Source organism: Vibrio sp. V38_P2S17PM301 (assembly GCF_009904845.1).
In the GTDB taxonomy this organism is placed as follows: Bacteria; Pseudomonadota; Gammaproteobacteria; order Enterobacterales; family Vibrionaceae; genus Vibrio; species Vibrio proteolyticus.
Genome location: NZ_WXWO01000008.1, coordinates 1 through 14,887 on the forward strand (window position 1 = coordinate 1; position 14,887 = coordinate 14,887).

Consider the following 14,887-nt stretch of genomic DNA (forward strand, 5'->3'; position numbering starts at 1 on the left):
TATTCAGCTTTATTGTAAACTGCCCTCACTCCTTTCTGTTCGTGCGCCAGGCATTTTTCTATCCAATCAGTGTTGTATCCGGCTTCATGCAGCAGTGTACTCGCTGTTCTACGAAGGTCATGCGGCCCAAACTTACTTAGTGACTGCCCATCCTTCTGCGCAGCCTTGTATGTTAGAGCCAATACACGATTCATTGTCGCACTGCTCATTGGGGCATCGGAGTCATAACGAGAAGGAAGAATGTAATCAGATCCACCGGCAAATGTCTTCAAGGCGATCAAAATATCCATCACCTGGCGTGACAAAAACACCAGATGCGGGTTACGTCGTTTCATCCTTTCTTTAGGGATTGTCCACAACGCTTCGCTAAAGTTAATTTCACTCCAAGTTGCATTAGTTAACTCGCTTTTACGTACCATAGTCAGCAAAAGCAACTTTACCGCAGCACGAATCGAAGGCGTGGTTCCTACCTTTTCCATATAGCGGTACATCAAACCGATCTCAGCAGGTGTTAATGTTCGGTCTCTTGGCTCAAACCGAGCGATACTTGCAGGCCTCACCAAATCTGCCGGGTTCTCAACTTTCTGCCCTCTCTCAATTGCCCACCGATACACCTGGAGTACAATATCACGCGTGTGTACAGCCGTTGCGGGCGCGCCACGCTCTACTATCGCATCAGTCAGTGCTCGCAGATCTTCATGGGTGATTTCAGTCAGCTTCTGATTGCCAAATTTGCCCTCTAACTCTCGTGCATAGACTGAGCGACGCATATCCCGGGTAGAATCGGCCATCTGATAGCCACGCAGCCATTTCTGAGCCCAGGCACCAAAGGTTTCAGCATCTTTCGTTCTCGCCTTAGCACGTGCTTTCTCTTTGGCCGGTGACTTTCCATCAGTAACCATTCGCTTCGCTTCATTGAGACGCTCACGCGCTTCAGCTAACGTGATGCCTCCTACTCCGTAACGACCAAAGGTAATAGTTTCTTGTCTGCCATTGATCGAGTAGTTGTAGCGAAAAGAGATAGAGCCTGCGGTAGTGACAGCAACATAGAGGCCATCACGGTCATTGACTTTGTAAAGTTTATCTTTGGGTTTGAGATTGCGTAGCTTTGTATCAGTCAGCATGTTTCGACCTATTATTCTTGTTTGATACCATGCTGAAAATCCTCTAAAAAACTAGAGATTAATCTTTACAAAACAGATAGATATATAAATCTAATACCATGCCCCATCAAAAACACTCAGCATGGTATCGGGCGTAATCCATGGCATTACCGATGAATCATACCCATCAAAATACCACGGTCAAACCGTGCTTGGCGTTGCCAGACATTGCCAAAAATGACTAAGCCAAAAACAAAAAAAGTCCGCAATTACGCGGACTTAAGTATGATTTGGTGCCTGTTAATGCTAGACCTTTCTTAAAGGAACATTATTCCCACTCGATGGTCGCTGGTGGTTTACCAGAAATGTCGTAAACCACGCGAGAGATACCGTCCACTTCGTTGATGATGCGGTTCGATACCTTGCCCAGGAAATCGTATGGCAGGTGTGCCCAGTGTGCTGTCATAAAGTCGATGGTTTCAACCGCACGCAGCGATACAACCCAGTCGTATTTACGGCCATCACCCATCACACCTACAGAGCGAACGGGTAAGAATACCGTGAACGCCTGAGAGACTTTGTCATACAGATCTGCTGCGTGAAGCTCTTCAATGAAGATCGCATCTGCACGACGTAGCAAGTCACAGTACTCTTTCTTGATTTCGCCAAGAACACGGACACCAAGACCCGGACCAGGGAATGGATGACGGTAAAGCATGTTGTAAGGAAGGCCCAGCTCCAGACCAATCTTACGCACTTCGTCTTTAAACAGCTCACGCAGTGGCTCAACCAGACCCATTTCCATATCGTCAGGCAGGCCGCCCACGTTGTGGTGTGATTTGATCACGTGCGCTTTGCCAGTTTTTGATGCCGCAGATTCAATGACGTCTGGGTAAATAGTGCCCTGAGCGAGCCATTTCGCGTTTTTCAGCTTCTTCGACTCTTCATCGAAGACGTCGACAAACACGTGGCCGATGGTCTTACGCTTTTCTTCTGGGTCAGACTTGCCTTTCAGAGCATCCAGGAAACGCTCTTCTGCGTCTACTTTGATGATGTTCAGACCAAACTTGTCGCCAAACATGTCCATGACTTGCTGACCTTCGTTTAGACGCAGCAAGCCGTTATCCACGAACACACACGTAAGCTTATCGCCGATTGCACGGTGAACCAACATCGCAACCACCGATGAATCCACACCACCGGAAAGGCCTAGGATCACTTCGTCATCGCCCACTTGCTCTTTAATACGAGCGACGGCATCTTCGATGATCGACTCTGATGTCCACAGGCGCTCACAACCACACACGCCCAGTACGAAGTTTTCCAGCATCTGCATACCTTGCTTGGTATGCGTTACTTCAGGGTGGAACTGAACGCCGTAGTATTTCTTCTCTTCGTTGGCCATGGCCGCGTATGGACAGGTGTCCGTCTCGCCCACTTTGACGAAGTCTGCCGGGATCTCCACCACTTTGTCGCCGTGGCTCATCCAAACATCCTGGAGAGCATCCAGATCTTTAAAAATCGATGATTCCGCCGACACTTTAACCTGTGCGTAGCCGAACTCACGTTCGTTAGAGCCAGCAACACGGCCACCCAGTTGTTCCGCCATGGTCTGCATGCCGTAACATACACCCAATACCGGTACACCGGAGTCAAATACGTATTGAGGAGCGCGAGGAGAATTGGCTTCTGTTACACTCTCTGGGCCACCAGACAGGATGATGCCGTCCGGGTTGAATTCACGAATATCCGCTTCTTCTACGTCCCAGCTCCACAGTTCACAGTAAACACCGATCTCACGAACACGGCGCGCGACTAGCTGCGTGTACTGAGAACCGAAATCCAGGATCAGAATACGTTGGTCATGAATGTTTTTAGTCATTTTGGGCAGTCTTTTAAGCTAGGTTGTGGAAACGAGGCGAGTTTACTCGCCTCTTAATAATGCATCAAGGAAAAAAGCAAACGTTTACGTCGGGCTTAACCCAGACGATAGTTTGGCGCTTCCTTAGTGATTTGAACGTCGTGGACGTGCGACTCTTTCATACCTGCACCGGAAATACGAACAAATTCAGCTTTGGTACGCATGTCTTCGATTGTGGCTGAACCCGTCAGACCCATGCTGGAGCGCAGGCCACCCATCTGTTGGTGTACGATCTCTTTCAGTCGGCCTTTGTATGCGATACGACCTTCAATGCCTTCGGGAACCAGCTTGTCTGCAGCGTTGTCAGACTGGAAGTAACGGTCTGAAGAACCTTGGGACATGGCGCCCAGAGAGCCCATACCACGGTATGCTTTGTACGAACGGCCGTTGTAAAGAATCACTTCACCCGGAGCTTCTTCCGTACCAGCGAACATCGAGCCCACCATGACACATGATGCACCAGCCACAATGGCTTTACAGATGTCACCAGAGAAACGGATGCCACCATCAGCAATCACTGGAATGCCGAATTCATTGGCCACTTCTGCTGCATCCGCGATCGCCGTCACCTGAGGCACGCCCACACCAGTCACAATACGAGTGGTACAGATGGAACCCGGGCCGATACCGACTTTCACTGCGCTGACGCCCGCCTCGATCAGGGCTTTAGCCCCCGCACCAGTCGCCACGTTACCACCGATGATATCCAGCTCCGGATACGCCGCACGAGTTTCGCGGATTCGGTTCAGGACACCTTCCGAGTGACCGTGAGATGAGTCGATCAGCAAGACATCAATGCCAGCTTCAACCAAAGCAGCGACGCGCTCTTCGTTACCCGCACCAGCACCAACGGCCGCGCCAACACGCAGACGACCACGTGCATCTTTACAAGCATTCGGTTTACGTTCAGCTTTGTGGAAGTCTTTTGCGGTGATCATACCGGTCAACTGGAACTCGTCGTTTACAACCAAAACTTTTTCGACACGTGCTTCGTGCATTTTTTCTTGCACTTCAGCGCGAGTAGCACCTTCTTTCACCGCTGCCAGGTTTTCTTTTGCAGTCATAACCGAAGAGACTTTTTTGGACAGGTCGGTCACAAAACGCACATCACGGCCTGTGATGATGCCAACAAGTTCATTGTTTTCAGTAACAACAGGGAAACCGGCGAAGCCGTGCTTTTCTGTCAGTGCGACAACGTCAGCAATAGTCGCATCTGGATTCACGGTAACAGGATCCACAACCACACCCGCTTCGAATTTCTTTACTTTACGAACTTCAGCGGCTTGTTGCTCAATGGACATGTTTTTGTGGATAAAGCCAATGCCGCCTTCTTGTGCCAGTGCGATAGCCAGACGGGCTTCCGTCACGGTATCCATGGACGCGGAAATCATTGGGATGTTGAGACTGATGTTCTTGGTCAGCCGAGTCCGAAGGTCTGCGGTATTTGGGAGAACGGTGGAGTGTGCTGGCACAAGCAGTACGTCGTCGAATGTCAGCGCTTCTTTGGCAATTCTTAGCATTTGCAATATCTCACAATAGATAGGATTTAAAATATTCAAACAATCCAGATGCAGCGTTTCAGCCGGGCCGATGAGGTACCGGGAAAGTGCATTTGGATTAGATATTGCGGACGGATTATACGCCGGACGCAATCGCTTGACCACACATTTTTTTATTTTTTATTTGCAATTACCCCCTTGCTATGTATTATATTGCCGCTAATTTCCATACTCACGTCTTCGAGATTAGTAGTGTCTTCCCTGACCAATCAAAACATTTTCACTGTCTCTCGCCTGAACGCCGAAGTGCGTCTTTTACTCGAAAACGAAATGGGTATCGTGTGGCTGATTGGCGAGATCTCAAATTTTACCGCTCCAGTTTCCGGTCACTGGTATTTCACTCTTAAAGACAGCCGCGCTCAGGTTAAATGCGCCATGTTTCGTGGAAATAACCGTCGTGTGACATTTAAGCCACAATCAGGGCAACAAGTCTTGGTCAAGGCCCGCTTATCCCTGTATGAGCCACGTGGTGACTATCAGTTGATCATCGAGTCCATGCAGCCCGAAGGTGATGGCCGTCTTCAGCAGCAATTCGACGAGCTGAAAATGAAGCTCGCCGCTGAAGGTTTGTTTGCCCAAACCAACAAACGTCCTCTGCCAGAGCATCCGAAATGTGTCGGAGTTGTCACCTCAAAGACCGGCGCCGCGCTGTTTGATATTCTTGATGTGCTTAAACGCCGGGATCCCTCATTGCCTGTCGTGATCTATCCGACCCTAGTTCAAGGGGAAGAGGCCGCGATTCAAATTGCCCAGGCGATTGGCCGGGCAAATGCGCGTAATGAATGTGATGTTTTGATCGTAGGGCGAGGTGGAGGTTCTCTGGAAGATATGTGGTGCTTTAACCATGAAATCGTGGCACGAACCATCGCCGCCAGCCAGATCCCTGTCATCAGCGCGGTCGGGCATGAAATCGATGTGACCATCGCAGATTTTGTGGCTGACATGCGTGCGCCCACCCCTTCCGCGGCCGCCGAACTGGTCAGCCGGGACAACAGCCACAAAGGTCAGGCTTATGAGGCTCGCCGTCAAAAACTCACCAGCGCTCTGCGTTACTACCTGACCCAACAATCTCGAGCGCTGACGGCCTACCAGCACCGCTTGGATAAACAACATCCTAGTCATCGCCTTCAGCGTCAGTCCCAACAATTGGATGATCTGACGGTACGGCTTGAGCATGCCATGCTGCGCATGCTCTCCCAACGTCAACAATCTGTTGAGCGTAAACACTACCGCTTGCAATTGAACTCGCCAGTCAGACGTCTGGCCGAGCAGCGTTCAGCATTGCAACGGGTAGAGCAAAAGCTCCAGGATGCGATGCAAAGGAGCCTGATCAACCACCGCCATCAACTGACGCTGGCGGCAGAGAAGCTCGATACGGTCAGCCCGCTGGCGACATTGAAACGCGGTTATTCGATCACTCAGACGCAGCAGGGTAAAGTGCTGACTCAGGCCACAGATGTCAACAGCGGTGATGTGTTGATCACCCGTCTGTCCGACGGTGAGTTGCGTTCCCGCGTTCTTTAATCACAGGGAATGAACTCAATCTGAACTTTCGATTTGGACTTAAGTTCATTGCACTGATTGCAAAAGTAACTGGTGACTCCGCACGCCTGCAGTTTTTCTAAACTCGCACCGCACTCCGGGCAGTAGACTGCTTTTTGGAAATGTGTCTGGCAATGACCGCAAACGTAACGACCATCCCATTCCAGCTCATCTTGGCATGTCGGACACAGATTGTGACTCATGTTCGGTTTCCGTCTTGATGTTGATGATCCCATTATCAGAACACCCCACCTCTCCTTCTTTGATCAATGTCACAACCAAAGCGGAATCCACTTCCCGTTGTCTCGCTCTGTAGGCGATGATAACAATCCGTCTTGTGGCGACATTCTCCAACAGAAAGAAGATCCTTTTTCGATCTTCTGCTCTTTCCGATCTGATCAGCGATCTGCCCCTAAAAGAACTTTTATATAACCACACACCGAAAGCATAAGTTACATGTGCTGTTTATGGATTTAATGCGGCATTTTATATTGCAAGGAGTTAAATCAAACACAAAAATCAGCATTTAATAAAAAGATCGTATTAGAACGATATCGGAGTTACATCGGTGTGCATTTCGATGTGCTGCTCGTCCGTCTGTACCAGACACACCTCAATACGGTGCAATTCAGCCAACGAACGGATATGCGTTCCACCACACGGCATCACGGCCAATTGTGCCTCACCAAGCTCGCACTGCCAGAAACGCGAATCGGTGAGTGTCTTCCCCTGGCAACGCATGATGACTGGCGACTTCAACGCCAACCAACAATTAAGCTGTTGATTTAGTTTATGATTAATTTCACTTAAATGCTCCAGCAAGTCGCCACTATTGAGGCCACGCTTGCGTAATGTCTTACCCAAACGATAGCGATCAAGGCATTTATCCGGTGACACCTGACTGCTCACCTGTGCATAGCTGTTAAAATCATGATTGCCGATCGGGTCAAGACGCCCCGGCGCTTTCCGCCAATAACCATCAGCCAACACTTTATTGAGCGCAATTGACGCTAGGTGCCCGGCAGAGTGCCCACGGCTCAAAGAACGTTGATACTCTGCATCAACAGACAATTCGACTTCCAATCCATTTTCCACAGAGTAATCTTCTGTACGGATATTATGTACCACTACGAAAGCCCAGCCAGGCGCATCACGTTTGACGGGAATCGCCTGACCGACAAACAAGGTTTCAGTGGCCAATTCCATCGCGCCCACCTGACAATCCACCACATCAAACAACTGGCCGTTGATGGTCAATGTTCCACGGTCGGCGGGATGATCTGGCCAGATATGACTGACCGGATGAAATGGTGTCGACGCCGTGACAATTGAGCAGATGTCGGACTGGTGCTGAACCAACTGAATGATTGAAGTTTGCGTGGTAACGCCCTCACAAAATACGACCCGGGTCGGCGTGACTTTCATGTCTAAATCCTTATTCACAACTGGCAGATACAAAAAAGCGCCCGAGAAACTCTAGGCGCTTTTATCGCAGTCAACCGTTATTTCTTACGGTTTTTCATCATACTCATTAAGCGTTTGCGCTTACGTTCCTGAGACAACGTCATTTTACCTGACTTACCTTCAAACGGGTTCTCGCTGCTCTGGAACTGAATGCGGATTGGAGTCCCCATGATTTCCAGCGACTTACGATAGTAGTTCATCAGATAACGTTTATACGAATCCGGCAGCTCGTTCACCAGGTTACCATGGATCACGACGATCGGTGGGTTGTATCCCCCGGCGTGGGCATATTTCAGCTTCACGCGGCGACCACGAACCATCGGTGGCTGGTGATCTTCAGTGGCCATCTTCATGATACGCGTCAGCACGGACGTGCCCACTCGGGTGGTTGCCGACTTATACGCTTCCTGCACCGATTCGAACAAATGGCCGACACCTGTACCATGCAAAGCAGAAATAAAGTGAATGCGAGCAAAATCAACAAATCCCAGACGACGATCGAGCTCTTTCTTCACGTGCTCTTTTACGTCCATGTCCAGACCATCCCACTTGTTGACCGCCAACACAATAGAACGTCCTGCGTTTAAGGCGAAACCCAGCAAGCTGAGATCCTGATCAGAAATGTTTTCACGCGCATCGATAACCAGCAAGACCACGTTGGCGTCTTCGATCGCTTTCAGGGTTTTCACCACCGAAAACTTTTCCACCGTTTCGTTGATGCGTTTACGACGACGTACACCTGCGGTGTCTATCAGTACGTATTCACGCCCGTCACGCTCCATTGGAATGTAAATCGAGTCGCGCGTTGTACCCGGCATGTCATACACCACCACGCGCTCTTCACCCAGAATACGGTTGGTTAGCGTCGATTTACCAACGTTCGGACGGCCGATGATAGCCAGTTTGATTGGCTGCTCCTGAAGACGCTGGAACTCTTGCTCCGCTTCTTCTTCCGTGTAATCAAGCTGCTCTTCCTGCTCGTCTTTGTAACCAGTCAGATCTTCGATCTCACCCAGGTTCTCCGCTGCCAGTTGTTCTGCGAACGGATTTAGCGCGCGATCAATCAGCGCCCCAACACCACGACCATGCGCGGCCGCAATCTGGTACATGTTGTCCATGCCCAGTTGCCAGAACTCTGAACTAGCCGCATCGGCATCAATACCGTCAACTTTGTTGACCACCAACATGCTTGGCTTTTCAGTTTTACGCAGATGCTGAGCGATCGCTTCATCAGCAACGGTCAGGCCTGCACGACCATCCACCAGGAACAGCACTACGTCAGCTTCATCAATCGCCGCCAGCGACTGCGCCGCCATTTTGGTTTCCACACCTTCTTCACTGCCATCAATACCACCGGTATCGATTACGATGAATTCATGTTCACCCAATTTTGCCTGACCGTATTTTCGGTCACGCGTCAGGCCCGGGAAATCCGCTACCAATGCGTCGCGCGTACGAGTCAATCGGTTAAACAACGTAGACTTACCCACGTTCGGACGCCCCACCAGGGCAACAACAGGTACCATAACAACCTCTACAATGTACTTTCTATGTAGTTATAGGTAACCACTGACCCGCTTGCCAGATCAGCCAAAAATCAGCTGTTTACCTATAATCACACGTTTAAACGAGTTTCAATAAAACGGCTCCTAACTGTTGCCAGCCAGGAGCCGATTGTGAATTATATCACGATTTAATAATCGATCGTCAGTTTCTTTACACTGCCATCACGCGTGACAATCACATAGCCGTCATCCACAGATAACGGGCCAACAGCAAAACCACTGTCATTCGCCAGTTGCTGTGCAACAAATTCACCCGTCTCGCGATTGATCCAGTGCAGGTAACCTTCGCTGTCACCCACGACGACATCGCCGTTGATCAGTTTTGGTGCTGTCAGTAATCGGTGTTCCAGTTTGTCGTTCTGCCACAACTCCGTGCCACTGCGGGTGTCCACAGCCACCACATGATCTTTGTCGGTGACCAGGTACAGGGTACGGCCATCTGTGGTCATATCCAGCGCCGAGGAGTACTTACGTTTCCAGGCCGGGCGTCCGCTGCGCAAATCGATAGCGGTCAACTGACCATTCACACCAACGATATACAGTGTGCCGCCGATAATAAGCGGAGACGCATCGACATCCACCAAACGGTCGATTTCCGTTGCCCCTTGCGGCGTACCGATAGGTTGTTGCCAAATCAGCTGACCACGTTGGATGATCGCCGCCGCCAGACGACCGTTGGCCGTACCCCAGAAAACGCCACCAGAAATGGTGGTTGGGGTACTGTCACCTCGCAGCGTCAGATTCGGCACTTCGGTGCTGATGGTCCATTTCTGTTCACCACTGGTCTGATCCAGTGCGACCAGCATGCCACGGCTAGTGTTAACAATCACCAGATTGTCATCGGCAGCCGGAGCGGCCAGGACTTCGCCATCCACATTCATGCGCCAGTTGATCTCACCGCTTTCGGCATCCAGCGCAATGACTTCGCCGTTTTCACTGCCGATGTACAGCTGTCCATACGCGGCAGTGATACCACCAGACAAACGAGCAATCACCTCACCTTCCAAGTCGGTTTGCCACAACGTTTGACCATTTTCCGGATCCAACGCTTTGACCAGACCTTCGCGGCTGGCGACAAACACTTTACCGTACTCGTACGCCGGGCTCAGTTTCGAAAAGTAGTGACCCACACCACCACCAATGGAAGCACTCCAGGCGGTTTGCGGGGTAAACTGGCTTTTCACTTGTGGGACTGGTGCCATGATAATGGTGTCTTCTTCACCAGCACAGCCAGCCAGCGCGCCCAATACCACTGCCGACAACAGTACCTTGTTCCACACTTTCTTCATTAATCAGTGCCCTTACTTGGCCAGATCATCCAGTTTCATTTGCAGCGTCTGACTTGCGTCGTCTGCTTGCTGAGCTTCGGTATACGCAGCGTAAGCTGCATCGGTGTCGCCTTTACGCAGAGAAATGTCACCGCGCAATTCAGCCACACGGCCCGCCCAGCTTTTATCGGTAATGCCCGACAGTTCGCTCAGAGCGGCATCATAATTACCCTGCTCGGCATCAATACGAGCGATGCGGTAGCTGACCACCGCTTTCAAAGCCGTGTCCTGAGTGTTTTCTTTCGCCCAGTTTAACTGCGCTAAAGCTTCATCCAGCTTGTTGGCCTCAACCTGAACCTTCGCCAGTTGCAGCGCCGCCAGCACAGCGTATTCAGTGCCTTTATTGGCCTCAATGTATGACTGAACCTGATCCGCCGCCTCAGCGCCGTTTTGTCCCAACGCCTCAACTGCCGTCGTGTAGCTTTCCGAAGCGGCTTCCTGAGCTTCCGCTACGGAGCTCTGGTAGTAACGCCAGCCAAACAGGCCACCCAGACCAATCACGGCACCAAAGATCACCGCTTTACCGTTGTCTTTCCACCAGTCTTTGATCGCTTCAACTTGTTGTTCTTCAGAATCGTAGAGTTCCACTTCCTGTCCTCTTAAATTTCAAAAAAGTGGCGATGGAAACACCGCCACTTTTAATATTTGTTTCGCGCTTAAATCAGTTCAGCCAGCTTCGCGACCACGTCACTCTGGGCATAGGTTGTCTGTTCGCCACCCGCCAGATCTTTCAGAACCACGGTGTTTTCTGCGACTTCGTTTTCTCCGAGTACCAGCGCCACGGCCGCACCGACTTTATCAGCTCGTTTGAACTGCTTTTTGAAGTTGCCGCCACCGAAGTGATTCATCACTCGCAGACCCGGCACCTGCTCACGCAACTGTTCTGCCAGCTTCATACCGGCCATCATGGTGCCTTCACCCGCCGTAACCATATAAACGTCGACACCACGACGGACTTCCGTCAACTCGAGCGTTTCCATCATGAGCACCAAACGCTCCAGGCCCATAGCGAAGCCGACTGCCGGCGTCGCTTTACCGCCCAGCTGTTCAACCAGACCATCGTAACGGCCACCGCCACATACAGTGCCCTGAGCCCCTAAGCTTTCAGTGATCCACTCAAACACCGTGCGATTGTAGTAATCCAGACCACGCACCAGACGCTCGTTGACTGTGTATTCGATACCTGCGGCATCAAGAAGTTCACACAGGCCCGCAAAATGTTGCTTCGACGCTTCGTCGAGGTAGTCCGAAAGTCGAGGTGCGTCACCTAAAATTGCCTGAACGTCCGGATTCTTGCTGTCCAGAACGCGCAGCGGGTTGGTGTGCATCCGGCGCTTACAGTCGTCATCCAGCACATCGATGTGCTGTTCGAGATAAGCGATCAGTGCCGTACGGTAGTTCGCGCGCGCCTCGAGAGAACCGATTGAGTTCAGCTCCAGACGAACGTGCTCAGCAATACCCAATTCACGCCACATTCGTGCCGTCATCATGATCAGTTCAGCGTCCACGTCCGGGCCGTCGAGACCAAAGACCTCGACACCACACTGGTGGAACTGACGGTAACGGCCCTTCTGCGGACGTTCGTGACGGAACATCGGGCCGATGTACCACAGGCGTTGTTCCTGGTTGTACAGCAGTCCATTTTCAATCCCGGCACGCACACAGCCTGCCGTCCCTTCCGGACGCAGGGTCAGGCTGTCGCCGTTACGATCTTCAAAGGTATACATTTCTTTTTCAACCACGTCGGTCACTTCACCGATCGCGCGGCTGAACAGATGCGTCATCTCAACGATAGGCATACGGACTTCGTTATAGCCGTATGCACTGATCACATGCTTAACCGTGCCTTCCACTTTCTGCCATAGTGGAGATTGTGTTGGGAGGCAATCGTTCATGCCTCGAATTGCTTGAATAGTTTTTGCCACAGTACTTACCGTAATATCATTGAGATGAATTAATCTTGAGTTTTGATCTGAATGCGGTTCTGCTCGTCCATCATCGCGGCTTTGGCACGAATTTTGGCTTCCAGTTGATTCACCAGATCTTCATTATCAAAGCGCTCTTTCTGACGTTTACCGTCTTCATAAAACGCACTTTTCTTATTGCTGCCTGCCAGTCCCAGGTGCGACACTTCGGCTTCACCTGGTCCATTCACCACACAGCCGATGATCGACACGTCCATCGGCGTAATGATGTCTTCCAGACGCTGTTCCAGCGCATTCACCGTACCGATCACATCAAATTCCTGACGAGAACAGCTTGGGCAGGCGATAAAGTTGATGCCGCGCGAGCGGATGCGCAGCGACTTGAGAATATCGAAGCCAACTTTGATCTCTTCAACCGGGTTGGCCGCTAATGAGATACGCAGCGTGTCGCCAATCCCTTCCGCCAGAAGCATGCCCAGACCTACCGACGACTTCACCGCGCCAGCGCGCGCACCACCGGCTTCAGTAATACCTAAATGCAACGGCTGATCGATCTGCTTCGCCAGCAGGCGATACGAGTCGACTGCAAGGAACACATCCGACGCCTTTACGCTGACTTTAAACTGATCAAAGTTGAGGCGATCGAGAATATCGACGTGACGCATGGCCGATTCCACCAACGCAGCGGGCGTCGGTTCACCGTACTTCATCTGCAGATCTTTCTCCAGAGAACCACCGTTCACTCCGATGCGAATCGGAATGTTTTTATCACGAGCGCAATCCACCACCGAACGAATCCGTTCTTCGTTACCAATATTGCCCGGGTTGATACGCAGACAATCCACACCGTACTCGGCCACTTTCAGTGCAATGCGATAATCGAAATGAATGTCGGCTACCAACGGCACGTTAACTTGCTGCTTGATCAGCTTGAAAGCTTCCGCGGCGTCCATGGTCGGTACCGATACTCGTACGATATCCGCACCGACATTTTCCAGCGCTTTAATTTGAGCGACGGTCGCATCGACGTCGGTCGTTCTGGTGTTGGTCATTGACTGTACCGCGATCGGCGCACCATCACCGATTGGCACGTCACCCACGTAAATACGTGTCGAAGGGCGACGTTTGATAGGAGACTCGTGTTGCATAGTAATTTCTAAGGTAAGGTGAATCTTGCTACTTTGCCTGAAGTATACCCAGAAAGGTCGACAGGTTCACTCGCAAATGTCATTGAAACGTTCTCAGGAGCCCCAAGAATCACTTTATAAGGTGGCTCACCACTCAGCGCCAGAGACTGGCCGCCTTTTTTGATGCCACTGGACAAGGTTTTGCCCGTCGAATCTTTAACCTGAATCCAGCAGTCGGCACTGAACGTCAGATTCAAGGTTTTCGCCATCGTGGCGTCAACGTGTGGCGCACTCTCGGTTTCAGTTACGGACTCGACCGGATTGATCATCGTAGCCGCCGGTTGTGATTCACTGACAGGCGTCTCACTGTCTTCGCTGGTCGGTAAAGCGTCGGCTGCATCCACAACCGCCTGAGCTGCCTCTTGCGGCGCGTCCGACTCATCGCCAGGTAGCGCTGCGTCACCGCCATCTAAGGTGGTAAAGTTGCCGGTTCCATCACTGTCACCAGCCGGTTGAGCAACCGAAGGCTGCGACTCCTTGAAACTGAGCGTATCCTGAGTCTGATTCTGCCACCACCACACCGATGAAATACCGATGATGATCGCGAAAATGCCCCAGGTCAGGATCATGATGCGGCTGTCATGCTTCTCACGTTTGGCCTTGCCTGAAAAGCTTTGCATCTTCTGCTCTTGCGGTTGACTTCCATCACAATCATCAAACGCGCACAGCACCACTTTCTCATCCAAACCCACCGCGCGGGCATACGAACGCAGGTAACCCCGGGTAAACGTAGCCACCTGGCCCGATTCAAACTGGTTATCTTCAATATTTTCAATAATGCTGACACGCAGCCTCAGCCGATCCGCGATTTGCTTTTGTGACAGTCCGAGCTCTTCGCGTTTTTGCTTCAGAATGGAGCCTGCTTCAATCGTTGATTTCTCTACTTTCAGTTCTTCTACTTTCGATTCTTGTTCAGTACTCATTGGTTACGTACTTCTCTTCCTTAGTTTCTGACCTTACGGTGCTTTTGTTGATCATAGTTAGTAGCGTTGTGAAGACGTCAGAAACAGATAAAATTTTCGAGGAATTTGTTCCTCGCCGGGATATTGGCACCACATCTACGAATAAGATAATTAAAATTGGGCCAAAGTTGCAGCTTAAGTAGCAATTCTAATAGATATTGAGGGTTAAACAACATCGTGTTAGTGCAGATTTTACAAGCTGCTCAAGGTTTTTGTGCGGAATTTCCGTTAAAAAGTGTAATTTTTTCAATTTGTAAGAAAAAATAAAGCCAGAGCATGGCTCTGGCTTAGGGTAATGTCTGTGTTCGATACGGTCAAACCGCTTTCACTT

12 protein-coding genes are annotated in these 14,887 nt (G+C 50.8%); 1 reads left to right on the top strand and 11 read right to left on the bottom strand.

Translation table 11 applies throughout. The annotated features are described in order from the left end of the window. The 3 genes from CAG64_RS02185 to guaB all read right to left on the bottom strand — a co-directional run. Window positions 1–1,124, bottom strand: a 1,124-nt coding sequence (locus CAG64_RS02185) for a tyrosine-type recombinase/integrase (RefSeq protein WP_161489264.1), incomplete at its 3' end; no start/stop codon positions are given. Window positions 1,125–1,431: 307 nt separating this feature from the next. Next, a complete protein-coding gene (gene guaA, locus CAG64_RS02190) occupies window positions 1,432–2,985 on the bottom strand; it encodes a glutamine-hydrolyzing GMP synthase (protein WP_021706609.1) in 1,554 nt (517 codons plus the stop codon). Window positions 2,986–3,080: 95 nt separating this feature from the next. Beyond that, on the bottom strand, window positions 3,081–4,544 hold the full coding sequence (gene guaB, locus CAG64_RS02195) for an IMP dehydrogenase (protein WP_021706608.1): 1,464 nt from the start codon (window positions 4,542–4,544) through the stop codon (window positions 3,081–3,083). 231 nt (window positions 4,545–4,775) lie between these two features. Between guaB and xseA the strand changes: the two genes are divergently transcribed. Beyond that, complete coding sequence (gene xseA, locus CAG64_RS02200) at window positions 4,776–6,107, top strand: exodeoxyribonuclease VII large subunit (RefSeq protein WP_161448678.1); 1,332 nt, start codon at window positions 4,776–4,778, stop codon at window positions 6,105–6,107. On the opposite strand, the gene CAG64_RS02205 is transcribed toward xseA, so the two are convergent. The 8 genes from CAG64_RS02205 to rodZ form a co-directional block, all read right to left on the bottom strand. Then, on the bottom strand, window positions 6,104–6,328 hold the full coding sequence (locus CAG64_RS02205) for a zinc ribbon domain-containing protein (RefSeq protein WP_161448676.1): 225 nt from the start codon (window positions 6,326–6,328) through the stop codon (window positions 6,104–6,106). The two genes, xseA and CAG64_RS02205, sit on opposite strands and share 4 nt — an antisense overlap. A 340-nt stretch (window positions 6,329–6,668) precedes the next feature. Beyond that, a complete protein-coding gene (locus CAG64_RS02210) occupies window positions 6,669–7,550 on the bottom strand; it encodes a hypothetical protein (protein WP_021706604.1) in 882 nt (293 codons plus the stop codon). A 77-nt stretch (window positions 7,551–7,627) separates the two neighbouring features. Beyond that, a complete protein-coding gene (gene der / locus CAG64_RS02215; RefSeq protein ID WP_161448674.1) occupies window positions 7,628–9,115 on the bottom strand; it encodes a ribosome biogenesis GTPase Der in 1,488 nt (495 codons plus the stop codon). Window positions 9,116–9,282: 167 nt separating this feature from the next. After that, complete coding sequence (bamB, locus tag CAG64_RS02220; RefSeq protein WP_021706602.1) at window positions 9,283–10,443, bottom strand: outer membrane protein assembly factor BamB; 1,161 nt, start codon at window positions 10,441–10,443, stop codon at window positions 9,283–9,285. A 12-nt stretch (window positions 10,444–10,455) separates the two neighbouring features. Further along, complete coding sequence (locus tag CAG64_RS02225; RefSeq protein WP_161448672.1) at window positions 10,456–11,070, bottom strand: tetratricopeptide repeat protein; 615 nt, start codon at window positions 11,068–11,070, stop codon at window positions 10,456–10,458. Window positions 11,071–11,138: 68 nt separating this feature from the next. Continuing rightward, the gene (gene hisS, locus CAG64_RS02230; RefSeq protein ID WP_161448670.1) at window positions 11,139–12,407 is read right to left on the bottom strand and encodes a histidine--tRNA ligase; all 1,269 of its coding nucleotides are present in this window, start codon (window positions 12,405–12,407) and stop codon (window positions 11,139–11,141) included. Window positions 12,408–12,436: 29 nt separating this feature from the next. After that, a complete protein-coding gene (ispG, locus tag CAG64_RS02235; RefSeq protein WP_161448667.1) occupies window positions 12,437–13,555 on the bottom strand; it encodes a flavodoxin-dependent (E)-4-hydroxy-3-methylbut-2-enyl-diphosphate synthase in 1,119 nt (372 codons plus the stop codon). An 8-nt stretch (window positions 13,556–13,563) separates the two neighbouring features. Beyond that, complete coding sequence (gene rodZ / locus CAG64_RS02240) at window positions 13,564–14,517, bottom strand: cytoskeleton protein RodZ (RefSeq protein WP_161448665.1); 954 nt, start codon at window positions 14,515–14,517, stop codon at window positions 13,564–13,566. Between the last annotated feature and the right edge of the window lie 370 nt (window positions 14,518–14,887).

Excerpts from the sequence above, each read along its gene's own strand:
- guaA (WP_021706609.1), bottom strand. The coding sequence starts at position 2,985 with ATGACTAAAAACATTCATGACCAACGTATTCTGATCCTGGATTTCGGT.
- guaB (WP_021706608.1), bottom strand. The coding sequence starts at position 4,544 with ATGCTAAGAATTGCCAAAGAAGCGCTGACATTCGACGACGTACTGCTT.
- CAG64_RS02205 (WP_161448676.1), bottom strand. The coding sequence starts at position 6,328 with ATGAGTCACAATCTGTGTCCGACATGCCAAGATGAGCTGGAATGGGAT.
- CAG64_RS02210 (WP_021706604.1), bottom strand. The coding sequence starts at position 7,550 with ATGAAAGTCACGCCGACCCGGGTCGTATTTTGTGAGGGCGTTACCACG.
- der (WP_161448674.1), bottom strand. The coding sequence starts at position 9,115 with ATGGTACCTGTTGTTGCCCTGGTGGGGCGTCCGAACGTGGGTAAGTCT.
- bamB (WP_021706602.1), bottom strand. The coding sequence starts at position 10,443 with ATGAAGAAAGTGTGGAACAAGGTACTGTTGTCGGCAGTGGTATTGGGC.
- ispG (WP_161448667.1), bottom strand. The coding sequence starts at position 13,555 with ATGCAACACGAGTCTCCTATCAAACGTCGCCCTTCGACACGTATTTAC.
- rodZ (WP_161448665.1), bottom strand. The coding sequence starts at position 14,517 with ATGAGTACTGAACAAGAATCGAAAGTAGAAGAACTGAAAGTAGAGAAA.